Source organism: Limnothrix sp. FACHB-881 (assembly GCF_014698135.1).
Taxonomy (GTDB): Bacteria; Cyanobacteriota; Cyanobacteriia; order CACIAM-69d; family CACIAM-69d; genus CACIAM-69d.
Genome location: NZ_JACJSN010000012.1, coordinates 66,545 through 92,724 on the forward strand (window position 1 = coordinate 66,545; position 26,180 = coordinate 92,724).

General features: G+C 59.7%; 5 protein-coding genes. All 5 read left to right on the forward strand.

Going from position 1 to position 26,180, the window contains the following annotated elements:
- Positions 1-20 precede the first annotated feature (20 nt).
- Positions 21-1,010, forward strand: coding sequence for an acyltransferase domain-containing protein (locus H6G52_RS12290; RefSeq protein ID WP_190528648.1), 990 nt, complete (start codon positions 21-23; stop codon positions 1,008-1,010).
- 295 nt (positions 1,011-1,305) lie between these two features.
- A complete protein-coding gene (locus H6G52_RS12295; RefSeq protein ID WP_190528650.1) occupies positions 1,306-2,073 on the forward strand; it encodes a 4'-phosphopantetheinyl transferase superfamily protein in 768 nt (255 codons plus the stop codon).
- Positions 2,074-2,166: 93 nt separating this feature from the next.
- Positions 2,167-10,791, forward strand: a complete 8,625-nt coding sequence (locus H6G52_RS12300; protein ID WP_190528652.1) for an SDR family NAD(P)-dependent oxidoreductase — start codon at positions 2,167-2,169, stop codon at positions 10,789-10,791.
- Positions 10,792-10,827: 36 nt separating this feature from the next.
- Positions 10,828-10,989: a hypothetical protein gene (locus H6G52_RS12305; protein WP_190528654.1), complete on the forward strand. Its 162-nt coding sequence runs from the start codon at positions 10,828-10,830 to the stop codon at positions 10,987-10,989.
- A 1,299-nt stretch (positions 10,990-12,288) separates the two neighbouring features.
- Positions 12,289-26,178, forward strand: coding sequence for an SDR family NAD(P)-dependent oxidoreductase (locus tag H6G52_RS12310; protein WP_370567706.1), 13,890 nt, complete (start codon positions 12,289-12,291; stop codon positions 26,176-26,178).
- The last annotated feature ends 2 nt before the right edge of the window (positions 26,179-26,180 follow it).

Genomic DNA, 26,180 nt, shown 5'->3' on the forward strand with positions numbered 1-26,180 from the left:
GAAGACTAGGAGTTGAAGCCATGGCTGCGAAAGTTGTCTTCATGTTTCCTGGTCAAGGATCGCAGTATATGGAAATGGGGCAGGAGCTATATCGCTGCCATCCTGTTTTTCGGAACTGCATGAATGAATTTTCTGAGGTGGCGTTGCCGCTTTTAGGTATTCATTTGGCCACTGAGCTGTTTGCTGACTCGCAAATGGCACTGGCAGAAGATTCAAAACTGCTTTTGTATACGCGATACAGTAATCCGCTGTTATTTACGTTTAACTATGCGGTGGCGGCCACGATCGAGTCGATGGGTATTATTCCTGACTTGGTTTTGGGATATAGCCTCGGAGAGTTGACAGCGGCGGCCTACAGCGGTGTGGTGGATCGCTTTCAACTGCTGGTTGCTTTAATTCGCGCATCCTTTGCCTTTGAATCCTACACACCGGTTGGGGGAATGCTAGCCATTTTGGATGGCTTAAATCTCTGGCATCAACATCCTGATTGGTTTCAAGACACTGCTTTGGCCAGTATTAATTGCAGCCAAAGTTTTGTGGTCAGTGGCCGATCGAGCAGTCTCGATCGGCTAGAGCAAACCTTACAGAGTCAATCGGTGTTGTTTCAGCGCTTACCGGTGATCCAAGCGTTTCATTCCCCTTGGATTGATTCAGCCCAAGAGATTATTGCTCGAGAGTTCGATCGCCTACCTCAGTTCCAAACCGGTCGTTTTTGGCGTTATGGGTGTGGCGATCGCGCCGATGACCAGCAACCAACTCAGGCGGTGCGTACTTTCTGGGAAGCATTTCGCAATCCCATTAACTTTGAAAAGGCGTTGCGAGGCTTGGAATCAATGGGAACCAATCTTTACCTAGATGTGGGATCAAATGGCACTTTGTCTGGATTTGTGCGGGTAATTTTGGATGCATCTTCCTCATCAAAAGGTATGGCAGTGATGGATCGTTTTGGACAGAATGTGCAATCGCTGGAGCGAGCCGTGAATTTAGCAAAAAAATGGCGTTCAGAGTAATTTCTTAAATTGGGTTTTAAGTAGGCGCTGAAAGTCAGAATTCTAAATTCAACATCCAATTCAGCTCTTTAATTCAGTGGTTCAGTGAAATTCTCAAGTTGATTGTTTAAGTTAAGCTCTTACGCTGAATTACTAAATTAGGTTTCTAGTTTTAGATCAAGTTAATGAACAAATGAAACCTAAAAATTGGATTAGATCATCGAAATAATTTAATGAAAATTCTGAATAAGCAAAATGCTGAATCAAAGCCAGATTAAAGTCAAATCAAAGCCAAATTAAAACAGGGGCTGGCATCATGCGATCGATTACTTGCCGATTTGAATGTGTGAACATTGCCAACTACGTTGACGTTGCACCCTATCGATCGCAACTGCTCTCGCCTGCGGAGTTGGACTATTTTGAAAAGTTGCCTGTTTTGAGGCGGCGGATGTCGTACTTGATGGGGCGCATGGCGGCCAAAGGGGCCTTGGTTCAGTTAATTGGCGATTGTGACTATCGATCGATCTCCATTGAACCGGGTAGCTTTGGGCAGCCAGTGGTGCGGTATGGAGGGCAGGAGCCATTGGAGGTGAGCATCGCCCATGATTCGGGTCAGGCAGTGGCGGTTGCTTTTGAGGCGGGCTACCCCGTGGGTATTGATGTGGAAACCTTTAATCCCACGCTTTATCAAACCTTGATTGATGCGGTTCCAGATTCCGAAAAAAGCTGGTGTGATAGAACCTTTGATTACTATTCTCAATATTCTCAATATTCCCAATACCCTCAGCGGCTATTGGCTCTTTGGACATTAAAAGAAGCCCTATCGAAAGTGTTACGTTGCGGCATGACTGTGCCGATGGAGCTGTTATCGATCGCGGATTTGCAATGCATTTTTCCAAATCACTATCGAGCCAGCTTTCGGCATTTTGCTCAATATCAAGCGCGTCTTTGGATTGCCGATCAAACTGTGCTTTCAGTGGTCTTCCCGCGACAAACGGAAATTAACTTTGATCCTTTTCAAAAATCATGGTTTAGCCAAAATGCTCTCCATCCAATGGTTGACTCATTCGACTTGGCGGGATGAGTTGAAAGCCTCATCCTAATTGCTCTAGTCGCTTCCATCGCCTCAGTAATGACTGCCCCACAAAAAATTAAAGCCGGTTTGAGATACCCCACCATGACTCAAGATATCGCTGTAATTGGTTTGGCTGGTCGCTTTCCTGGGGCGGCGGATATTGATGAATTTTGGGGTAATTTGGCGGCGGGCGTGAACGCGATCGGGGAAATTCCTCCCGATCGCTGGGATCACCAAGCCTACCGCGAACAAACGGGGAATAAATGGGGCGGTTTCCTAAAGGATTGGCGATCGTTTGATGCGGGATTTTTTGCCATTTCTCCCCGAGAAGCCAAGTACATGGATCCTCAGCAGCGGTTGCTATTGGAAGTGGCTTGGCATTGCGTGGAAGAAGCCGGCCTGTCCCTAGCTTCGCTCCGTCAGCAGCCAACGGGGGTCTACTTGGGCGCAATGACCATGGACTATTGGCAAGTTACGACGGATCCCCAGGTGGAAATTGATGGATTTTCGGGGTTAGGCAGCTACAGTTGCATTCTGTCGAATCGGTTGTCCCATGTGTTGGGTCTCAGCGGCCCGAGCTTGACCCTGGATACAGCCTGCTCTTCGTCTTTGGTGGCCATCCATTTGGCTCGACAGGCGTTGCTATCGGGCGAGTGTGAATTAGCCTTTGCGGGTGGCGTAACCCTCAACCATCGCCCTTGGAAGCATCTGTCATTTTCCCGAGCAAGGATGCTGAGTCCAACGGGTCAATGCCGCACGTTTGATGCTCAGGCCGATGGCTATGTGCCCGGTGAAGGCTGTGGGGTGCTGTTGCTTCAGCCCCTGGAACGGGCGATCGCCCAGAATCGACGAATTTTTGGGGTGATTCGGGGCAGTGCGGTGAACCATTCGGCGGTGGGCGAGTCCATCACAGCCCCCAGCGTGGGACGACAGACCCAACTGTTGAAGGCGGCCTACGCCGATGCCCAAGTGGATCCGGCCACGGTGACCTATGTGGAGGCCCATGGCACGGGGACTTCCTTGGGCGACCCGATCGAGATGGAGGCCCTTTCCCAGGCCTTCCGCACCACGGCCCAGGCGATCGGCTATTGCCAGGTGGGTTCCGTGAAAACCAACATCGGCCACTTGGAAGCGGCGGCGGGAATTGCCGGGGTGATCAAGGTCTTGATGATGTTGCAGCATCGTCAGATTCCCGCCAGCTTGAACTTAACGACTCCCAACCCGCTCATTGACTTCACCACTTCTCCCTTTGTGCCAGCGGTGGCCCTTGGCCCCTGGGAACCGGCGGCGGCGGATTTGCCGTTGCGGGCGGGGGTGAGTTCCTTTGGCTTTGGGGGCAGCAATGCCCATTTGGTGTTGGAAGAGCCGCCCCGGTTGCCTGCTGTGGCTGAGGAAGCTGGATCGCCGTTGGCGTTGGCGACAGGGAACGCGATCGCGGGTCAAGGGGCCCCAGAGACGGGCGATCGGGCAACTGCCGTGATTCCCTTCCTGTTGTCTGCCAAATCAGCACGTAGCTTGGCCGCCTTGGTTGCCCAGTGGGGCCAGGAAGGGGCGCAACGGGTGGCCGCAGCCGACTTGGGGACGATCGCGGCGAACCTGGCCCTGGGGCGCGAAAGCTTTCCTTGGCGATTTGGTTGTTTGGCCAGCAGTTGGGCCGATGTGCAGCGGGCGTTGGCGCAATTTGAGCTGCCGTCTCAGCCCGTGGCGGCAACGGTGGAAACGCCTTCGGAGGCGCGATCGACCTTGGGCCGGTTGGTGCAGGATGCCGAAGCGCTCAAGACCCTTTGGGCATCGGTGGCGTTGCCGGAGGCAGATTGGGAATCGGTTTTGCAGGTGGCTCGCACCCTGTGGCGACGGCAAATGACCTTTACGCGCTTTGTGGAAACCTGGCGGCAACCGTTGGAGCAGGTGGGCATTGACCTTGATTCAGTGTTGCAAGCTCCATTGCAGTCCCCAGTCCGATCGAACGCACCTCGCCCAGAGCATCGAATTTTGATGTTTGTGGCCATTCGCAGCAGCCTGGCGCGCTTGTGCCAAAAGTGGGACTTGACCGATCGCTATCCCACGGGTTCGGCGGCCTTGGCGGAACTGGTGCGGGCCTTCACCATGGGCGTGCTGGATCCGGGCATGGATTGGCCGGTTCTGCTGTCGGGATTGCTGCCCGATCGCCCGCGCTCGCTGGCCGAACTGCCCGAGGTGCTGGCTTCCGAGGATGTGGGAAATTCGGTGCAGTCGGCCTTGGCGGCCTGGCTGGCGGGCAGTCCGGTGGATTGGTCAGCCCATTTCCCGGCCACCTATCCCAAATTGTCCTTGCCGCGCTATCCCTTCGATCGCCAGTTGTATTGGCTCTTTCCCAAGGCATCCGAGGGCGATCGGCTGGCTCCGTTGCCCGCTGCCCCGGCGGCCCGGGAGGTGCTGCCCTCCTCCGGGGCATCGTCGGAGCGCTGGGAACAGGTGTTTCCCGAAACCGATTTGGTGCTCCGATCGCACTTTTTAAATGGGCGCTGGATTGTGCCCGCCGCCAGCTTCATTGGCTTGGCCTGGGATGCGGTGACCCGATCGCTGGGTCGATCGCCCGGATTGCTGACAGAGATTACCTTGCACCAGGCTGTGGCCTTGGGGGTGGGGGATGCGGAGGCCGTGACCCTGGGGGCCCAGGTGGAGTTGCCAAATCGGGTTCAGGTTTGGCAGCGCGATCGACTGATTTTGAGTGCCACCTTTGCGGAGTCATCCTCAGGGCCGCCCCTCGATCCAGTGACCGGGCGATCGCCCGATGCTCGCCCGGTTGGCCATGATCGGGTGGGCGAGATTTCGGGAACGGCCATTTATGCCGCCTTGCGATCGCGCGGCTATCAGTACGGCAGGGCCTTGCAGGTGATCCATCAGGCCCAAATCACCGACGAAGCAGCCCTCTTTCAATTGCAAGCCCCCAATCGCACCGCCTTTTTGGATGGGATTTTGCAAGCGGCCGTGTATTTACACCGGCAATGGTTTGCGGAACGGAGCGGCGATGCCCGAGATTTTGGAGATTTCGTTGTGCCGGGGCAAGTGGCAGGCTGTTGGTGGGAATCCCAGTTGCAAGCCCAGTGGGAATCGTCATCCGCTGCCGCAATTGCCCCCACAGCATCGCCCGATCGATCCGACGATCCGGCGGTTGGCGAGCCTTCATCCTGGGTCACCGTCCGGTTTGAGCGCCAACAATGCCGAGTCCAGGCTACCGAAAGCCAGTTTTCAGCGATCGCGATCGGGACGGATGGCCGCCCCCTGGCCGTGATTCGGGAGTTAACCCTGGCGGCGGCTCCCTTGCTTGCGCCGGAGGTGTCTTACTTTGAAACCGACTGGACTGTTTTGCCCACCGCCACTGCATCCCCAACTCAGGCCACCGCCGCGCCGACGATCATTTTTGCCCAGGGGGCTGCTTGGGGCTTGGCCTTGCGCCAGCGGCTGCGATCGCAGGGGATTGAGGCTCAGTTGTGCCTAGCCGGTTCAACCTTTGAGGTTTTGGGCGATCGGGTTTGCCAGTGGGATTGGACTGACCCAGACCAAGTGCGCCAGGGCCTGACGCATCTGTTGACTCCCGAGCAATTCCGGGCGATCGCAGGGGCCGCCGCGATCGACTCGCCCCTTTCCCCAGCCTTGGTCTATTGGGTCACGGCTCCCCCGGCAGCGGGGTCAGGTCATGGGCCCCAGGGCGATCGGGATTGGGTCACCCAAGCCGAAGCCGATTTGAACCAGGGCGTGCGCGGTTGTTTTCTGTTCCTGCAACAGTGGGCGAAAGTGCGCCCCGCCGATCCGCTCCAGCTTTTGGCCGTGACCTTTGATGCCCAAGCCGTGACCCCGAGCGATCGGGTTTTGGGGTTTGCCACGGCGGGGATTGATGCCCTGGGGCGCACGGTGGCCCTGGAGTTGCCCCAAATTCGCCTGAAATCCCTGGACTTGGAGTTGGGACTAACCGTTGGGGAAGCCAGCGCCACGATCGCGGCGGAAGCGGCAACCCCTTGGGACCACGATCGCGTGGCCTATCGTGGGGGCGATCGCTATGGGGCCGAGTTGCGGGAAGTGGCCCCCGGATCTGCGCCTCCCTTGCCGGTTTCCGTCCTGGAGCCGGGATCTTGCATTTTAATCACGGGTGGGAGCGGGGCCTTGGCCGCAGAAGTGGCCGAGGCGATCGCGCTGCAAACGGCCGTTCATTTTCTGTTGGTGGGTCGATCGCCCCGCCGGGCCCAAACCGACCAACTGATCGCCCTGCTGGAATCCTTGGGATCCACGGCGGATTATCTACAAGCAGACCTTTGCCAAGAAGCCGACCTCGATCGCCTCACAGGGATTCTGAAAACCACCCACCGCACCATTCACGGCGTGATTCATACGGCCGGGCAGTTAGACGATCGGCTGTTCCATGCCCAAACCCTCGCCTCCCTCGATCGGCTGATTGCTCCCAAATTCCTTGGGGCTTTGCGTTTGGAACAACGGTTGCAGGATCAACCCGTGGCCTTTTGGTTGGGATTTTCCTCAATCACCGTGGCGGCCGGCAACCCTGGACAGGCGAACTACGTGGTGGCGAATCGACTGCTGGAAGCCTTTTGTGCTTACCGCAATCGCCATTGGCCCGGACGCGCTGGGGCGATTCAGTGGGGTCTGTGGCGATCGCGCGGCATGGGAGCCACCGACATGCTGGCCGAGCGGTTCCAGCGATCGGGCATGGAACCCTTCAGCGCGGCGGCCGGTCGGTTTGCCTTCCTTGATCTGCTGACTAGCGATCGCCCTCAGCCCGTTCTGGTCACCGGTAAAGGCACGGACGCAACCATCTTTGAGCGCTTCTCCCGATCGCGCCCCGCCCCGAATGTGCCCCCAGCATTGCCTGCCCCCTTGACCCCGGCGGCGATCGCCCCATCCGCCCCGCCGTCCCTGCCCACCCCCTCGATCGCCACCATCGAGCAAGAATTGGCCGCTCTGGTTGCCCGCACCCTGAACACCGATCCCCAATCCGTGCCCCGTCAGGAAGGGTTTTTCAGCCTGGGTCTGGAGTCATTGATGATTGAGGAAATTGTGGCAACCCTCGAAAAGCAATATTCCGGCCTGCGGCCCACTGTCCTGTTTGACTATCCAAACATCAAAGTACTGGCCAACCACTTGGCCCAGCTAACCGTGCCTGCTGGAGCGACCACTGTGCCGGCCACGCCATCTCCGGCGGCTCCAGTTCCTAGCTCGATCGCACCAGCCCCCACCCAGGTCACCCGATCGCCCAATCCTGCACCCTCCCCGGAGCCGCAAGCTTTGGCCCCCAAAGCTCCTGAGGTAAAGGCTCCTGAGGTAAAGGCTCCTGAGGTAAAGGCTCCTGAGGTGAAGGCTCCCAACACCGGAGCCGCCAATCCTCAGGCCCCCATCCCCCAAACCCAGCCCCTAGAGTTGCCCGATCGGCAGCGGCCCCCCGGTGGCTATGACATCGCGATTATTGGCCTGGATGGTTGCTATCCCCAGTCTCCTGATCTGGAAACCTTTTGGCAAAACCTGTATCAAGGGCGATCGTGCATCACGGAAGTGCCCGCCAACCGTTGGGATTACCAGCAGTACTTTGCGGAAACCAAACAACCCAATCGCACCTATGGCAAGTGGGGCGGCTTTATCCCGGGGGTTGAAGAATTTGACCCGCTGTTTTTTAACATTGCGCCCAAGGAAGCCAAGCAAATTGACCCCCAAGCGCGGCTGTTTCTCCAGTCGGTTTGGCACACCATGGAAAATGCGGGTTATGGCAGCCGTCAATCGCGCCAGGGGGAACGGGTTGGCCTCTTTGTTGGGGCCATGTGGCACGACTATTCCCACGTGGCGCGGGATTTGAGTTGGAGTGCCGATCAGCCCAGTGGTGCTGGGGCCTTGTTTTGGATCATTGCCAATCGGGTTTCCCATTTCCTGGATTTGACCGGGCCCAGTTTGGCGATCGATACCGCTTGTTCTTCGTCCCTGACGGCGATTCACCTGGCTTGCCAAAGTCTGCTGGCCGGTGACTGCACCATGGCGGTGGCCGGGGGCGTGAGCCTTACTTTGCACCCATTCCGCTATCTCTACCTCAGTCAATGGGGCTTTTTATCTCGCGATGGCCGTTGTCGCAGTTTTGGCGAAGGGGGCGATGGCTATGTGCCGGGCGAGGGCGTGGGGGCTGTGTTGCTCAAGCCCTTGGCCCGGGCCCGGGCGGATGGTGACTTCATTTGGGGCGTAATTCGGGGCAGTGGCATTAACCACGGAGGCCGGGTGAATGGCTTTACGGTTCCCAGCGGGCCAGCCCAAACGGAGTCGATCGAGCGATCGCTCTCGGCGGCAGGCATCCAGTTTGGGGACTTGCAGTATGTGGAATGTCACGGTACGGGCACGGCCCTGGGCGATCCGATCGAAGTGGGCGGGCTGGCCACCGTGGCCCAACGGCAGGGATATCAGGGCGATCGAATTCCCTTGGGTTCCGTCAAGTCCAACATTGGGCATTTGGAAGCCGCGTCGGGCATCGCTGGCCTAGCCAAGGTTTTGCTGGCCATGCGCCATGACATGATTCCCGGCACACTGCACTGCAACCCGCCGAATCCCAATATTGCCTTTTCGGAACTACCTTTTCGGGTTCCATCCCAGGCGCAACCCTGGCCTAAGGGCGATCGCCCCCGGTTTGCCTGCGTTAATAGCTTTGGAGCCGGTGGATCCAATGCCCATTTAATTGTGGAAGATTGGCCAACTCAGCAGCCCAAAAACAGCAGTGCCGGCCCTTGGTTAATTGTCCTGAGTGCCCGCACGGCCAACCAACTCACGCAACAGGCCAGCCAATTGCATCGCCATCTGCGAACCGAGCGGCCGAGCCTCGATGATCTGGCTTGGACGCTGCAAGGGGGGCGCGAACCCCTCGCGGAACGCTTGGCTCTGGTGACCGATCGGCTAGACACCCTGTTGGAGCAGCTTGCAGCGTTTCGCCAAGGCCAGCTCCCCACTGGCGGATGGCGAGGTCAGGTGCTGGCGGGGGCCGACCCGATGCCCGCGCCCGCCCTACCCGAATCTGGGATGCCCACGGCTGCCACGCTGGCATTGCTCGCCCAGGCCTGGACTCAGGGGGCCGAAATCGACTGGAAACGGTTGCGATCGCCCGGGAGTCAACGGATTCCCCTGCCGGGCTACCCCTTTGCGAAGGATGCCTATTGGCTCACCAGCGCAGCGCCGCCGCCGTTCCCCCCGCAAGGGTCATCCCCAGTTCAGGCTCAAACTCAAGCTCCAGCTCAGGCCCAAACTCAAGTCCAAACTGCGTCCCCAACTAGCTCGCCGCCCACACCCCCATCGGCAGCGCCTTTGCCAACCGGGCGATCGACCGTTTCCGGTGAGGGCGAGGCAATCGCAATCGTTGGTATGGGCTGCCACTTTCCCAACGCCCAAAACCCCGCCGAATTTTGGGCCAACCTGCTAGCGGGCCGCAGCAGTATTGAGGAATTGCCGCCCGATTTTTGGCATCGGCCCGCATCGCCGGGAATGTCATCGTTTTCTGACTTACAAGGCGCGATCGATCCCAACGTCCCCAACACCCCCCCGAGTTGGGCCGGTCGAATTACCCCCCGTTCCTCTTCTCAGTTTTCGGATCTCTGGCCCGATGGTATGCCCCAGACCTTGGATCCGGGCAGCGTGGAACTGCTCAGTATTTTTGCGGAGACGCTCCAGGATGCTGGCTATGGCGTGGGAGATTGGCGGGGCGAGTCCGTGGGCTTATTTGTGAGCACAGGTGTCACATTTGCCCCCGGATTGGCCGCCCAATTGTTTGGTTGGCGCGGCCCCAGTTTGGTATTGAATGCTACGGATTCCGCCTCCCTCGGCGCTTTGCATCTCGCCTGTCAAAGCCTGCGCAGTGGAGAATGCCGCGCTGCTCTGGTGGCCGGTTTGCATTTGCTGGAGGCGGGCCAGCTCCCTGCCAGTTGGGCGGCGGCCAAGCTCCTGTCCCCCGATGGCCAGCACCGGGCCTTTGATGCAGCGGCCAAGGGTGCAGTACTCGGAGAAGGATGTGGGGCCCTGTTGCTCCGGCCCCTGAGCCAGGCGATCGCGCAGGGCGATCGAATCTATGCCGTCATTGAAAGTTCCGCGATCGCCCAAGATAGCTCTCCCTTTGGGCTACCCCTGCCCACCGTCACCGGTCAGCAACGGGTGATTGAACAGGCCTGGGCCCGATCGGGGCTGGATCCGACCGCCTTGGGCTACCTCGAAGCGCACGGCTTGGCCACCCCCCTGAGCGACCCCGTGGAACTGAAGGCCCTTTCCCAGGCCATTCGCCAACACACCACCGCCACGCAGTTCTGTGCGATCGGCTGCGTGAAAAGCAATATTGGCCATCTGTTCAGTGCGGCGGGCATTGCCAGCCTGATCAAAACCGCCCTGATTTTGCATCACGGCCAAATTCCACCCGCCTTGCACTGTGACCACCCCCACCCGCGCCTGAACCTGGAACAATCGCCGTTCTTTTTGGCGCGTCAGGCCCAGCCCTGGCCATCCCAGCACCCCATCCGCCGAGCCGCCGTCAGCTCCTTTGGTCTGGATGGCAGCAATAGCCATGCGATCCTGCGGGACTTTTCCCCCATGGCCGCCGTGGCTTCCGAATTGCAGATTCCCCAGGAACCCCAGTCCCGATCGGCCCCAGCGGCCGCCGGGCGATCGATCGCCTCGTCCTATCCCGCCCTGCTGAGTTTTCGGGAGTTGACGTTCAGCAAGACTTGAGTGATCGGGACAGCAGCCAGCGGCCTTGGTTCGATCGTGGGGCGATGTTTAACCGCAAATCGCCAGGCGGCCAGCATTTGCCAGCAACGGGCCCGCATCTCCGGCCATGCCGATCAGACTGCTCACCAGGCCGCAGCTATTCAAGTTGCGGCTTGGACGATGGCTATTCAGACCCTCCAGCCGTCTCAATTCAAATAGGATCACAAATAGCCCTCTAGTTTTTCCTCCTTTAAAAGTCCTTGGCGATCGCAAAATTAGGCCCAAAAAAATCCGGTGAGCCTCCTTTGAGCCTCCTTGCAATCTTGAAGTCATCCAGATTCTGAAGGAGATTGTATTGAAATTAACAAATCAAGGAACCCCAATGCCCAACGAAAATATTTGAGACTCATCCTGTGTAACTTTCAATACTTGCTATTTCATGAGAGTTGCTCTTGAGAAATTCAAGTTAAGAACCGTAAACAAAACTAAGTTTTAGAGATGCCGGAATCCTGTAAAGCGAGCAATGCTTAGGTTTTGTCCTTGACTTCCGCATGATCAGCCAAGGAGTATCATCTCCATAAACCGATCCATAAACATAATTTTATTATTGGATATTTTGTTGCCAGGATTTCCTTGGCAACCCGATCATCGGAATTAGGGGCTGATGATATACTCGACAAAGGGGGTAACCACAGGTTAACGTTTGAAGTGCCACCAAGCTTTCACCGAAATTTCGTCCGATAGGTTCCTCATCGAAAACTTCGGTTATAGAACGTCTTAACGTCTTGTGGAAAATGCCTTTTGGTTCTCAGGTGAACCAATTTGGTATTCACTACTAATGACTAATCAAGGACAATTAACCTTGGTCCAGAAAAGTTTGCTGCCGAAAAACTGTATAACACTGAACCAAATTCAGAAATTTTACCCAAAGAATCAAAATTGCTTTTGCTTATCTATCAAAAGCTAACGTCAACCAAGTCTTGACTAGTTTGTTCTTTTTCTCAAAAACTCATAGTTTTTTATCTTTTTCAGGCATTTTCTGTGCTTTCAAGCTCTGCTTTCGGAAGAATGAACTTGTTTTAACCTAACTTTGACTAGCGAATTGATCTCGAATTGGCACAATTTTCGCTATTTACACAATTGCCGATCAATTGTGACCCGGTTGTTAAAACCAGTCGATGTCAGAGCTTCTATAAAGATCTTGAGCCTGGTCAATATTCCTGAAAGATTGAGATTCAAAATCCTTCATGACCAATGAATGACCTTAATCAAAGTGCTGAACAAAGTTATCAAGTTGATGTTCAGCTCCAAGACCCTGTTATTCGTGACTATTGTGTTTTTGAGCAGCCAACGCTGCCGTTTAGTTGCTTACTAGATCTGATCCTGCGGATTGCACTGAGTCGCGATGCAAAACTAAACGAGGATCAAACAGAATTAGTCATTAATCATTTGCACTATATTCGTCCAATCGTTTTCAGGGGGTCTCAGAAGCATCATTTACGAGTGGTATTTCAGCCCATGGAATCGGAGGCGCGAATTACCAAAACTCGAATTACGGTGGCCAGCGCTGAGGCGGCTCAAGGTTCGGAAGACCAAGGCCACTGGCAAATTTATTTGCATTGCCAGCTTGAAACCAAAAAGCTAGCAATGGAGGGGTCTGCTCGATCGCCTCTGCCCCAATCTTTGCTGCGTGATTTAGACAGTCATAAGCCTAGTGATGTTTGGCCACATCGGATCGCAGAATTGCAAGAATTGGGCTTGCAGTTAGGCGAGTTTTATCAAGGCCAAGGTGCTTTGTGGCGAACTGAAGAATGGCTTGTGACCCGGTGGCAACTTAGCTCACTGGCTGCGGGATATGGTCACAGTTTTCTGCTGCATCCGGCTTGGCTCACGGCGGCGCTGCTGATGCCGCTGGGCGAGGCGGCGATGGTGCGGCGGGGGATTCCGCTGGTGTCGGAGGTGGCTTCCTGTCGGGTTTGGCGGCCGGGGGTGGCGATCGACTATGCGGCAATACCGTTGCCCTGGTCGCAAGACCGCTTCGATCTGCTGTTGTTGTCGGCTGATGGTCAATTGGTGGCATCGCTGGGGGGGTGTGCTGTGTCTTGGGTGCAGAATGGGGCTGATTTCCTGGGCCGATCGGGGCCGGCGGCGGTGGGGCCTGGCCTCGATCGCCTATCTGACTTGCTGGGGGCTGGCTGGTCTCGGCCGGTCACCTTCACCTCGGCAGACCCGATGCTGCGAGATCATCGGGTGCGATCGCTCGGGGTGGTTCCGGGGGGCTATTTCTTAACGATGTTGTTGGCGGCTGGGGCCGCCGGAGCGTCTGCCCCATCCCGATCTCAGTGGCGCGATGTGCGGTTTTTGGCCCCGGCGGTGGTCGATCGCGACCCGTTGACCGTGGTGTTGCAAACCGGCGGCCAAGGGGCCGAAGGGGAAATTTTCCAGATTGTGGACTCGGCGGGCCAGGTGTTTTGTCGGGCCACCCATGGCGGGCCGGCCAAGTCAGCCCCGGCCCTGTGGGAGCAAGCACCGGAGTTAACCGCCCAGACCATGGCGGCGGCAACGGTTTACGACGCGATCGCCCTGCGGCAATTTTTCTTGGGTCGAGGGTTGGACTATGGCTCTAGTTGCCAATGCCTAACCCAAGTGACGGTTTTGCAGGACTGGGCTTGGGGAGAGGTTCGGGAAACGGGGGGCGAAGACTGGGCGATCGTGGATGCGGCGTTTCAGGTGGCGGCCACGTTGCTGGCGAGTGGGGCTAACCCAGTGGGTGCATTACCCCAGCCGGCCGGTTCCTTGAATTCCCATGCTCCGCAACGGGAACCGAAACCAGAGCCGCCCTTGGAGCCGTTATTAGTGCCCTACGGCATCGATGCCTGTTGGTTAGATGGCTCGCTGGTGGATGTGCGGCGGATTGGGGTGCGCTGTACCCATCGCCGATCGCGCGGTGGGCAATTTGATTTGATGGGCTTGGATCGCCACGGCAATCAAGTGTTTCTAATTCAAGGGGGGCGGTTGCAGATGGCCCAATGGCAACCCGCGCAAGGGCCGCAAACGACTGCACCCCATTCCGCCCCGCCCGATCGGGAACCCCCCTCAGAGCCGATCGACCCAGAGCCGTTGCGATGGTTCCAGCCCCAATGGCGACCTTGCCCCGTCCCGAACCTTGCCAGCGGAACGGCCTTGGAGGAAACGGGCTGGGGGTTGCTTTGCTCCGCTCAGGGGCCGGTTCCGGCGGTGATTCGCGAGGCGGTGAGCCTGGCCCACCGGGGACAGGTGCTGGAGCAATGGCCCGATCGCCCCGATTCCGCCCCGACCATCACCACGGTTTGGTATTGGCCCGCGATCGGGGAGGAAGGGCCAATCTTGCTATGGCGGTTCCTGAAAACGCTTCAGGAGCGATTCCCCTCCCCAACGCCCTTAGCGCTACGGGTGATTACAACGGGGGCGGCGGCGGTGGAACCCACCGAAACCCCGCAACCGGATGCGGCGGCGATCGTCGCCTTGCTGCACAGTTTGGCGGCGGAGTCTCCCCATTGGCAGGTGGGTCGTGTGGATGTGGATGAGACGTGGCTGGCTAACGGCCAAGCGTCCTCCCTGCTGGCAGCTTTGGCGATTAATCTGTCGGCGGCTTCCCAGCGCTGTGAGCTGGCGCTGCGATCGAGCGGTCTCTATCGACGCGACCTGGTTGCTATCCCAGCCCCCCCCACGTCTGCAACCCCATCGCCCTTGCCCCTCAGACCCGGCGGGGTTTACGTGATTGCGGGTGGCGCAGGGGGGATTGGAGCGGCCCTGGCCCAGCGGTGGGCCGCCAAGATCCCGGGACTGCGGCTGGTGTTGTTGGGGCGGCGGCCGCTGGATGCAGCGATTCAAGAACTCCTGCAAGCCCTGACCACCGCCGGAGCCACGGCCACCTACGAGGCGGTGGATATTACGGATGCGGCCGCGATCGAGTCCCTGTTTGCCACCTTGCGATCGCGCTATGGCGCAATCCATGGCGTGATTCATTCCGCCCTGGTGTTGCGGGATGGCCTGTTGGCACAAATGAGCGAGACCGACTTTCAGGTGGCTTTTGGGGTCAAATCCGCAGGCATCCGGGCCTTGGCCCAGGCCACGGTTCTCGATCGGCTGGACTTTTTCGCCTGTTTTTCGTCCTTAAATTCCTTCCTTGGCAATGCGGGCCAGGGGAATTACGTGGCCGGCTGTGCCTACCAAGATGCCTACATGACCCAGATGCAGCGGCAACGCCCGGCGGTTCACTGGGTGGTCTGTAACTGGGGCTATTGGGGCGAAAGCGGCCGAGTCACTGCGCCCATGTATCGCAAGCGGCTTCAGCGGCTAGGGATTGGGGCCATTGGCACGGAAGAAGGCCTGGCCGCCTTTGAACAACTTCTGGCCAGCGATGCGACCCAAGTGGCCATCTTTCGGGGCACTGATGCCCTTTGCGATCGGCTCGGTTGTGTTGCCCGATCGCCTGAGGCCAGCGAGTCAGACCCGATCGTCACCATGGGAGCACCCCCAGCTCCCGATCGCCCGGAGATTGCTAGCGCCTTGAGTTCCCCGATCGCACCATCCACCGCCAGTCCCGTCACCCAACCCACGGTCAACATCAGCGCTTTGGAAGTCCAAATTCGCGGCTTGGTGGCGGATTGTTTGGAAGTTGCCCCTGAGGAAATTGAGGCGGAGGGGCGGTTTGCGGACTATGGCTTGGACTCGATCAGCGCTGTGGATCTGATTCGATCGGTCAATCAAGCCTTTGGGTTAGAGCTGCGCACCACCGTGCTGTTTGACTATCCCACGGCCCGCAGCTTGGCCCAGCACTTGCAAACCCTGCCCAACTTGCAGGCTCCGTTGGAGTCGGTTCCCGCCGCCGTTGCGCCACCAAACTTGGCAACCCCCAATCCCCTCGCTGCCCCCGTTGCTTCGGTTTCCCCTGCGGCCCCTGCTCTCCCCAGCTTGGATGGGTTGGAAACCCAGGTGCGGGGCTTGGTGGCGGATTGTTTGGAAATTGCCCCCGAGGAAATTGAAGCGGAGGGGCGATTTGCAGACTATGGACTGGACTCGATCAGTGCTGTGGATCTGATTCGATCGGTCAATCAAGCCTTTGGGTTAGAGTTGCGCACCACCGTGCTGTTTGACTATCCCACGGTGCGCAGCTTGGCCCAGCACTTGCAAACGTTGCTGCCGGCGTTACTGCCAATGGCTGTTGCACCAACGGCTGATCCGGTTGCCAGTCAGCCCAATTTCACTCAGCCTAATTTCACTCAGCCTAATTTCACTCAGCCCGATCCAGAGACCCGCCCGGCCGCTGGTTCCCCGATCGCCCCGCCCATCCCCGACAACAGCCCGCCGGTCAGCGTTCCCAGTCCGACCCCCGCTCGGCCCCGAGCCGCCCGATCGACCGCAGCAGCCATCCCCGAAGTGGACTTCTCATCCCTGACCTTCCCCAGAGCCGTTTGGTTAACGCAACCCGGCTCCGTGGCCCAAGTGCAGTGGCGATCGCAGCCCATCACTCCTCCGGCGGCGGATCAGGTGCAAATTGCCGTGCGCGCCGCCGCCCTCAACTTTGGCGACCTGCTTTGCATCAAAGGTCTCTATCCCACCATGCCGTCCTATCCCATGACTCCGGGGTTTGAGGTGTCGGGGGAAATCATTGCCCTGGGGGCCAATGTCCAAAACTTCCAAGTGGGCGACCAGGTGATGGCGCTGCTGGGGGAATCCTTGGGCGGGCTGGCGGAAGTTGTGAACGCCGATGCGGTGCTGGCGGTGCGCAAACCCGCCACCGTCAGCCACGAAACCGCCGCGGCCTTCCCCGTCACTTGGCTGACGGCCCACCAAGCCATTGAGCGGGCCCGGCTGCAACCGGGAGAGCGCATTTTGATCCAAACGGCGGCGGGGGCCACGGGGCTTCATGCGGTGCGTATGGCCTTGGCGATCGGGGCGGAAGTGTTTGCCACCGCTGGCAGTGCCCACAAGCTGGACTATTTGCGCCAAATCGGGGTGCATCACGTCATTGCCTATCGAGACCTGGACTTTCAGACGGAAGTGATGCGCCTGAGCGAGGGGCGCGGGGTGGATGTGGTGATTAACACCCTGGCGGGGGATGCAATTCCCAAGGGCTTGCGGTGTTTGGCCCCCGGTGGGCGCTATGTGGAACTGGCCATGACGGCCTGGAAAACGTCGGCTGCCCTGGATCTGTCCACGTTGGTGGATAACCAATCGGTTTTGAGCTTGGATTTGCGGCGGTGGTTCCTGCGCCGATCGCCCGAAGTGCCCCTGGCGCTGGAGGAAATGGCCCAGGCCTTGGCCCAAGGGGCCGGCGAAGGCATGGTCGATCGCACCTTTTCGCTAGCGGAGGTGCGATCGGCCCTCGCCTACCTGGAAAGTCGGCAAAGCATCGGCAAAGTGGTGATTACGATGCCAACGCCCCCTGCCCCCAGCGCTCGCAACCTGCGCCGAGGTTCCGACAGTGCCGCCCTGGAAGGGGTGATGGAGGGGGCCGATCGCGCCATGCCCGAGCCGATCGCGATCGTGGGCATGAGTGGCCGTTTTCCCGATGCACCGACCCTCAACGACTTTTGGCAAAACCTGCAACGGGGGGTTGGATCCTGTGGCCCGGTTCCCCCCGATCGCTGGGATCCCGAAGCCTTGGCCACCCAAACGGGCGATCCGGACTACCACCACTATTGCCGGGTCGGAGCTTTCTTAGATCGGGTTCACGATTGGGATCCGCTCTTTTTCCGGATCACCGGGGCAGAAGCGCAACTCATGAGTCCTGAGCAGCGGCTGTTTTTGACCGAAGCTTGGCAAGCCTTGGAGGATGCGGGCATTCCCGATCGACAGCTCAACGGCAGTGATTGCGGCATCTTTGTGGCCGCCGGAACCGGGGATTATGACCGCTGGCTGGAACAGGGGGGCGTGAACCCCGATGGCCATGTGTTGATTGGCAACAATGTGGCCATTTTGGGTGCTCGACTCGCCTACTTCCTGAACTTACAGGGGCCCTGCTTAACGCTGAATACGGCCTGCTCCTCGTCCCTGGTGGCGATCGACCTAGCCTGTCAGTCCCTGCGATCGGGCCGCTGCCAAACCGCGATCGCCGGGGGAACCTTCCTCATGCACACCCCCCAAATCCATCTGCTGTGCGGCAAGGCAGGAATGGTGTCGCCCTCGGGGCAGTTGCGGGCCTTCGCGGCCGGAGCCGATGGCTTTGTGCCCGGCGAAGGAATTGCCGTGGTGGTGCTGAAACGGTTGCGAGATGCCTTGGCCGAGGGCGATCGAATTCATGGGGTGATTCGGAGCATTAGTGTCAACCAAGATGGCTTAAGCAATGGCATCACCGCCCCCAACAGCCAAAGCCAAAGCGCTCTGCTCCGTCGGGTCTATGCGGAAGCCGACATTGACCCGGCCACCATTACCTATGTGGAAGCCCATGGCACGGGCACAGCGCTGGGGGATTCGATTGAGTTTGAAGCGATCACGCGCGTTTTTCGGGACAAGACGGCAGCCAACGAGTTTTGCGCCCTTGGCTTCGGCAAAACCAACATCGGTCACACTATCTATACCGCTGGTCTCGCGAGCTTGCTGAAAGTGCTGTTGGCCTTTAAACACCAACAAATTCCCCCATCCGCGAACTTCGAGACCCCCAACCCGGACATTCGCTGGGCGGACAGTCCGTTCTATGTGAACCGGGAACTGCGGCCCTGGCAACCGCCGGCCGGAATTCCGCGCCGAGCCGCAGTGAGTTCCTTTGGCTTCAGTGGCACGAATTGCCATCTGGTGTTGGATGAGCCACCGGCCGTGGCTCCGGCCCGCCTCAATCCGGCTGGTCATGCCCCGATCGCGGAGTTGTTTGTGGTTTCGGCCAAGTCAGAAGCCGCCCTGCAACGGCGGTGTCAGGATTTGGCAGATTTCCTGACGGCTAATCCGCAATTGTCGCTGCGGCGGTTGGCGGCCAACTTGGCCACCCGCCGCAGCCACTTCCGTTACCGTGTGGCTTGGGTGGCCGATCAACCGGCCACGCTCCAGGCTTATCTTCTGGCCCAGGCAACGGCCCCTTGCGCGGGAGTGGAACCGTCGGCGGCCCCGATCGCGGCGGCGGGTCTGTTGGCGGGAGCCGCGATCGCCACGGGAGCCGGCCGCTGGCAAGTGTTGGAGTCCTTGGGCGAACTCTATCGAGCGGGCCATGACCTGGATTGGGAACGGCTCTATTCCAAGGTGGTGGCCTATCCCCTGGATTTGCCGGCCTATCCCTGGTTGCCGGTGCGCTGTTCGCCGCAATTTGCCCAGGCCAGTTCCTTGCCGGTGGTCTCTGGGGCTGAGGATGGAGCAAGCGCTCGAGCGCTCGATCGCCCCGTTGATCCGCCAGTCGCTCCGCCAATTGATCCACCAGTCGCTCCAGTCGCTCATCAGTCAGCCGATCTGCCAATTGATCCGCCAGCCGCCCATCAGTCAGTCGATCGCTCATCCCCAGAACAAGACACCGCCTACATTTCCGCCCTGGCCCAAGTGCGGCACCTGCTCGCCACAACCTTGGCCATTCCCCCCGATCTTCTCACCCGCTTTGAGCCTTGGAATCGCTTTGGTCTGGACTCGCTGCTGATCAAAAAACTGAATACCCGGTTGAGTCAAACCTTTGGCCCAGTGCCCCCGAGTCTGTTCTTTGAGCGGCGAAATCTGCATGAACTCACTCTGTTTTTGCAACAGACCTATCCGGAACACTTTGCCGAATCCTTGGCCGGGTCTGAGTTACCCGATCTAGCTGAATCGTCAGAGCTGCCCAAGAACCAGGAACCCCCGAACCCGCCCCAGGCGACCCAAGACATAGGAATGCAGACCAATGGGGCCCATGAGGTTAACGGGATTCAAGCCAACGGCATCCATGAAACCAATGGGACTCACGCCAATGGAACCCACGCCCAGGCGATCGCACCCACCGGAACAAACCCCCAGGCGGAACCCCGATCGCTAGAGATTGCCGTGATTGGCATGGCGGGGCGCTATCCCGGTGCGCCAACGCTCCAGGATTTTTGGCAACAGTTGGCGGCGGGCCAGGAAGCGATCCAGGAAGTGCCGCCCGATCGCTGGAACCATGACCTAATCTACGACCCGGATCCCCACAACCCCACCACCAGCTACACCCGTTGGGGCAGTTTTTTGGATCAGGTCGATCGCTTCGATGCCCTGTTCTTCGGCATTTCCCCCAAGGAAGCCGAGGCCATGGATCCCCAAGAGCGGCTGTTCCTGGAAGTCTGTTGGCACGCTTTGGAGGATGCGGCCTACGCGCCCTCTCGGTTAATGGACAGCCAAGGCCAAGGGCCCAAGGGCGGGGTCTTTGCGGGGGTGATTTGGGGCAGCTATCAACTGCTGGCCGCCGAAGCTTGGGCCCAAGGGCGGGTAGTTTCCGTTGGCCCTTCCCACTGGGGCGTGGCCAATCGTGTTTCCCATGTGCTGAATTGGCACGGCCCGAGCCTGACCGTGGACACGGCTTGTTCGTCTTCCCTGGTGGCGGTGCATTTGGCCTGTGAAGCCATCCGGCGCGGGGAATGCGACTTGGCCTTGGCGGGGGGCGTGAATCTTTATTTGCACCCTTCCAAGTTTGTGACCATGAGCCAGCTACAGTTTGCCTCCCGGGATGGCCGTTGCCGCAGCTTTGGAGCCGGAGGGGATGGCTATGGGGCCGGCGAAGGAGTCGGGGCGGTGGTTTTGAAGCCGCTGGCCCAGGCACGAGCGGATGGCGATCGAATCTACGGCATTATTCAGGGTTCCAGCGTCACCCACGGGGGGCGCACCCATGGCTACACTGTTCCCAACCCGCTGGCCCAGTCGGCGGCGATCGCCCAAGCGCTGGATCAATCGGGGTTTGCTCCCGAAACCGTCAGCTACATTGAGGCCCACGGCACGGGCACGGAATTGGGTGATCCGGTGGAAATGGCGGCCCTCAGTCGCGTGTTGGGGGGCAACCGACCCACCCCCTGCGCGATCGGCTCCGTGAAATCCAACATCGGCCATGCGGAATCCGCTGCGGGCGTTGCGGGCCTGATCAAAGTGCTGTTGCAGATGCAGCATGGGCAGTTGGTTCCGTCCCTCCATGCGGATCCTCCCAATCCCGCGATCGCCTTTGCGGAAATGGGTTTTCGGGTGCAGCGACAACTTGCGCCCTGGGTTCCCGTGGCCGGCGTGCGGCGGGCGGGCGTGAGTTCCTTTGGCGCAGGTGGCGTGAATGCCCATCTGCTCTTGGAATCGGTGACGGATGCCCAAGGCCAGCCATCGGGCCCAGCCCCGACGGATCAGACTGCCCAAGTGCTGATTCCCCTGTCGGCGGCTAATCCTGATCGATTGCGAGTTTTGGTGGCGGATCTGGAAGCGGACTTGGCGGCCCATCCCGATCGACCCTTGGGGGCGATCGCGGCCACCCTGCAACGGGGTCGTGAACCCTTGGGAACGCGCTTGGCCGTTGTCACCCAGTCCGTGGAACAGTTGCGGCAATCCCTACGATCGTGGTTAGCCGGCCAACCCGATCAATGGACATTTAGTGGCCAACTGCCCAGTCAGCGGATTCAGGCTCCTCCCGCTTTGATGCACGATTGCTGTTCCGTGACGCAAACGTTACTGGAACAAGGGGATTGGCTGGCCGTTGCGCCCCGGTGGGTGGCCGGAAACGAGGTGTCCTGGCCGGCCGTGGGTGAAATCATTTCCCTGCCTGGTTACCCATTCGCTCCGGAGCGGCACTGGTTGTCCGCCGGGGAGCCAATGCGCCACCCTCAACACCCGGAATTGCCCGTTGTGGAAGGGGTTGTCCTGGCCCAACGGGTTTGGCGGAATGATGTTGATGCCTTAGGGGGCGCTGGCCGAGGGGCGATCGTCCCTTCCGAGCCGATGACCTTGGTGCTGAGTTGCCCCGAGGGACAGGCGGCGGCTTGGGCCGAAACCTTACGGCATCGCTATCCCGCCGCCACCGTTATCCAAAATCCAGCGCCCAGCCAGACCTTGCCCCCGGGCCCCCTCCAGGGCTGGTATGTGGGGAGTGGTGATGAAATCGAGAGCCTGTTGGGCCTCCTGCGATTCAGCCAGACCTTCAGCCAAAGACTTGTAGACGATCGCCCCTTGACCCTGGTGGCGATCGCCCCTAACCCCACCGCCGCCATGCAGGCCGCCTTCTTGCGCACCCTGGTGGCGGAATATCCCCACTGGGCCGCGGTCTCCCTGGCGATCGGGGAACTGCCCACCGAACCGACCTTGGCTTGGCCCCCGGAAGTTCCCCTACCCCATCCCGGCCAGGCCCGAGAACTGGCTTTGCACAACGGTCACTGGCAAGAATGCCGGCTGGTGGAAATTGCCCTTGATCCTTCGGCCCTATCGGACAGCCGATCGCCCGGGCCCGGTTGGCGCAACGGGGGTGTTTATCTGATTACTGGTGGCTTTGGTGGCTTGGGTCAGCTCCTGGCGCGGTATTTGGCCCGGGAGTTTCAAGCCCGCTTGATCCTGCTGGGTCGCCAGCGGCTCGATCGGGAACGGGTGCGCTTCATCCAAGAGATCCAATCCTTGGGGGGCGAGGCCATTTATCTGAGTGCTGACCTCACCTGCTCCGAGTCCCTGGATGAGGCCCTGCGCCGGGCCCGCCAACGCTTTGGCCCCCTCCAAGGGGTGATTCATGGAGCCGGAGTCTTGGCCGATCAGGCCGTTGCCCTGAAGGATGAGGCCTCGTTCCGACAGGTGTTGGCTCCGAAGGTGACGGGAACGCGCCGGTTGGCGGCGGCCACGGCCACGGATCCCCTGGACTTTTTCTTGCTGTTCTCATCGTTGGTCAGCGTCTTGGGCAACCCTGGCCAGGGAGACTACGCGGCGGCGAATGCATTTTTGAATGAGTTTGCGGCCCAGGATCCTCGGCGCTGGGTGATTGGGTTGCCCCTGTGGCAGGACGGCGGAATGCAGATTCCTGCCGAACACTTGCACCATCTGCGGCAAACCATAGGGCTGGCTCCGATGCCAACGGAGGCGGGGTTGGCGCTGTTGACGGCCTGGCTGGCTGCGGGCCCAGCGGCGTTGGTGGCGGCCTGGGGCGATCGGGCGTTGTTGCGCCGGTTTTTGGGCCTGGAATCGCAACCGGAATCGCCATCAGCACTGCAATCCACTGCTCGATCGGGTCTGGCATCCAACCCTCAACCAGCCCAAACCCCAAACCATGCCCCAAATCATGACTGGGGATCCCACCCGGCGGCGGCTCAGGAGTCATTGCAAACGGAGCTACGAACCCTGTTTGGTCGGGAGCTGAAAATTGCCCCCGAACGGCTGGATCCGGAAGCGGGGTTGGATATCTACGGTCTGGATTCCGTGGCGGTGCGGCGATTAACGGCGCAGCTTGAAACGCGATTTGGCCCCCTGCCCAAAACCTTGCTCTTTCATCACAGAACCCTCCGATCGCTGGCGGAACACCTCCAAGCGCGATCGCCCCAACCCGCGATCGCCCCGGTGGCTGCCAGTGCCAACCCCGACCCGCTGCCCTTGGCGGCCGCTCCCGTCGATCGGGAAGCCACCCCGGAGCCGATCGCCATCATTGGCTGCCATGGCCGTTTTCCCGGCGCAGAAACCCTCGATCACCTTTGGACGTTGTTGGTCCAAGGGGGCGAGTCCATCACGGATGTGCCGCCCGATCGCTGGGATCATTCCCTGTTTTATGACCCCCAACCGGGGAAATTGGGCAAAACCTACGCCCGCTGGGGGGGCTTTTTGGATCAGGTGGATCAGTTTGACCCGCTCTTTTTTGGCATCACCCCGAAGGATGCTGAGTTGATGGATCCCCAGGAGCGACTGTTCCTCGAATCCGCCTGGTTAGCTCTGGAAAATGCGGGTTATCGCCCGGATGCCCTCGACTCGGACGATCCCGATCGCCCCCATGCCACCGGAGTTTTTGCCGGAGTGACCTGGGGCAGCTATCACCTGCTGGCCTTGGATGCTTGGCGGGCGGGGTTGCCCAGTTTCCCCAACTCGTCCTTTTGGTCGGTGGCGAATCGGGTGTCCTATACCCTGAACCTGCAAGGGCCCAGTATGCCCGTGGATACCGCCTGCTCTGCGTCCCTCAGCGCGATTCATTTGGCCTGCGAAAGCCTGCGCCGGGGGGAATGTCAACTGGCGATCGCTGGGGGCGTGAATCTCTATCTGCACCCCGTGAAATATGTGCAAATGGCCCATCTGCGGTTTGCCTCAACTGATGGGAAATGCCGCAGTTTTGGGGCCGGTGGCGATGGCTATGTGCCCGGCGAAGGGGTGGGCACGGTGATTCTGAAGCCCTTGGCGGCGGCCCTGCGCGATCGAGACCCGATCCAAGCCGTGATCCGGGGCAGTGCCATGAATCACGGGGGCAAAACCAATGGCTACACCGTGCCCAATCCCCAAGCCCAAGCCCAAGTGGTGCGCCTGGCGTTGGAACGGGCCCAGCTTGATGCCCATCACCTGTCCTACCTGGAAGCCCATGGCACCGGAACCGCCCTCGGCGACCCGATTGAAATGGACGGCCTGCAACTGACCTTTGCGCGGGATGCCCAAGTGCAGCCCGGCCATTGCGCGATTGGGTCGATCAAATCCAACATTGGTCACCTGGAATCGGCGGCGGGCATTGCGGGGCTGTGCAAAATCCTGCTGCAACTGAAGCATCGCCAATTGGTGCCCAGTTTGCATTCCGATCGACCCAATCCGGCGATCGACTTTGCGCACAGTCCTTTCCGGTTGCAACGAACCCGATCGCCTTGGGCAGGGCCCAGCCCGCTCCGGGCGGGCCTCAGCAGCTTTGGGGCAGGTGGGAGCAATGCCCATCTGATTGTGGAGGAAGCCCCCGCCAATGTTCGATCGGGGTCAGAGTCACCGCGATCGGCACCAGCGGAACTGATCATTTTGTCGGCCCGCACGCCGCAACTGTTGCGGATCACGGCCCAGAACCTCGCAAACTTCCTCCAAAACCATCCCACGGTCACCCTGGCCGATGTGGCCTTCACTTTGCAAGTGGGCCGGCGACCCGCGGCCCAGCGGTTGGCAATTTTGGTTGATTCGATCGCCCAATTGCAGCGGGTTCTAACTGCCTATGGTCAAGGTCAAACCCAGAACGATGGCACAACCAACCGGTGGCTGGGGGAAGTGCAGCCCGGTCAACCCGTTCCGCCCCCGCTAACCGCCGTTGATCTCGCTGATCAATCCGCCCTATCCGCCCTTGCCCAGCATTGGATCCAAGGCGGCTCCGTGGATTGGACTGCCCTGCCGCGGCCCGTTTCGCCCGTGCGCCTGGCCCTGCCTGGATCGCCGTTCGATCGACGACGCTGCTGGATTCCTCTCCCCGAGACGGTTTCGCCGCCATTAGCTCCCGGGGGATTGGCCCCCGAGTCGCCCCCGGTGTTACCGGACATGACGAATGGGGAACAGGCCCCCGCGCCCGATCGCCCCTGGAGCGTGAGCCAAACCATTGACTCCCATAACCCGATCGCCCAAGAGCACCAAGTGAGCGGCCGCCCCACCTTGCCGGGATCTGCCCTGTTGGATCTGGTGGCCGAGACCATTCGCCAAGGGAACGGGGCCGCCGCTTGGGGAACCGTCGGCGGGTTTGCCGAGGTGACCTGGATGCGCCGGGCCGAAGTGCCAGACCAGGGCCTGACGCTGCGAGTTGCCTTGACCGCCAGCGCCGATCGGATTCGCTTCACCGTGGAGAATGCCCAAGGAATCGCCTATGCCTCGGGTCAGGCCCTCCGGGCGATCGAGCGGCCCCCTGCCCTCCCCGCCGAGTTTGCTGATTTGTTGGGAGCCAAGGGGCAACCGCTATCGATTCAGGAGTTTTACGAAATCTTTGACCAAACGGGCGTGGCCTATGGGCCCAACTTCCGGGGCGTTCAGCAGGTTGAATGGCTCCCGGGCGGCACGCGGGCCCAACTGGCCATTCCGCCTCTCACTGCGCCGGTTTTCAGCCCCATGGGCCAGCGACTGGACATGGTTTGGCAAACGGTACAGGCGGAATTGCAACGCCAGAGCGATCACCATCAGCTCTGGCTGCCGTTCATGGTCGAGTCGGTGCAGTGGTTTGGCCCTTGGCCCGCGGCCGGAACGGTGCTGGTGCGATCGAGTCCCCTCGGTTCAGCTTCGGCCACAGCGGCCGATGAACAGGCCCTGCGGCGGTTCCACTTGGCCCTACTGGATCCCCAAGGGCAGCTAGTGGCGATCATCCGCAACTTCTGTGTCAAGGCCGTGAAGGCCAGCAGTGCCGTTCAGCCGGTGCAAGCGGTGGTTCCGTCGGCCCTGCCACCCCCCAGCCTGGAGCGGGAATTGCTCACGGTGCTCGCGGAACTGGCCCAAGGAGAGCAATCCCTAGAAGAAACCGATCGCCAACTGGCAACCCTTTTGAGTCGTGCAGTCAAGGTAGAGCCGTAACC

Excerpts from the sequence above, each read along its gene's own strand:
- H6G52_RS12295 (WP_190528650.1), top strand. The coding sequence starts at position 1,306 with ATGCGATCGATTACTTGCCGATTTGAATGTGTGAACATTGCCAACTAC.
- H6G52_RS12300 (WP_190528652.1), top strand. The coding sequence starts at position 2,167 with ATGACTCAAGATATCGCTGTAATTGGTTTGGCTGGTCGCTTTCCTGGG.
- H6G52_RS12310 (WP_370567706.1), top strand. The coding sequence starts at position 12,289 with ATGGAATCGGAGGCGCGAATTACCAAAACTCGAATTACGGTGGCCAGC.
- H6G52_RS12290 (WP_190528648.1), top strand. The coding sequence starts at position 21 with ATGGCTGCGAAAGTTGTCTTCATGTTTCCTGGTCAAGGATCGCAGTAT.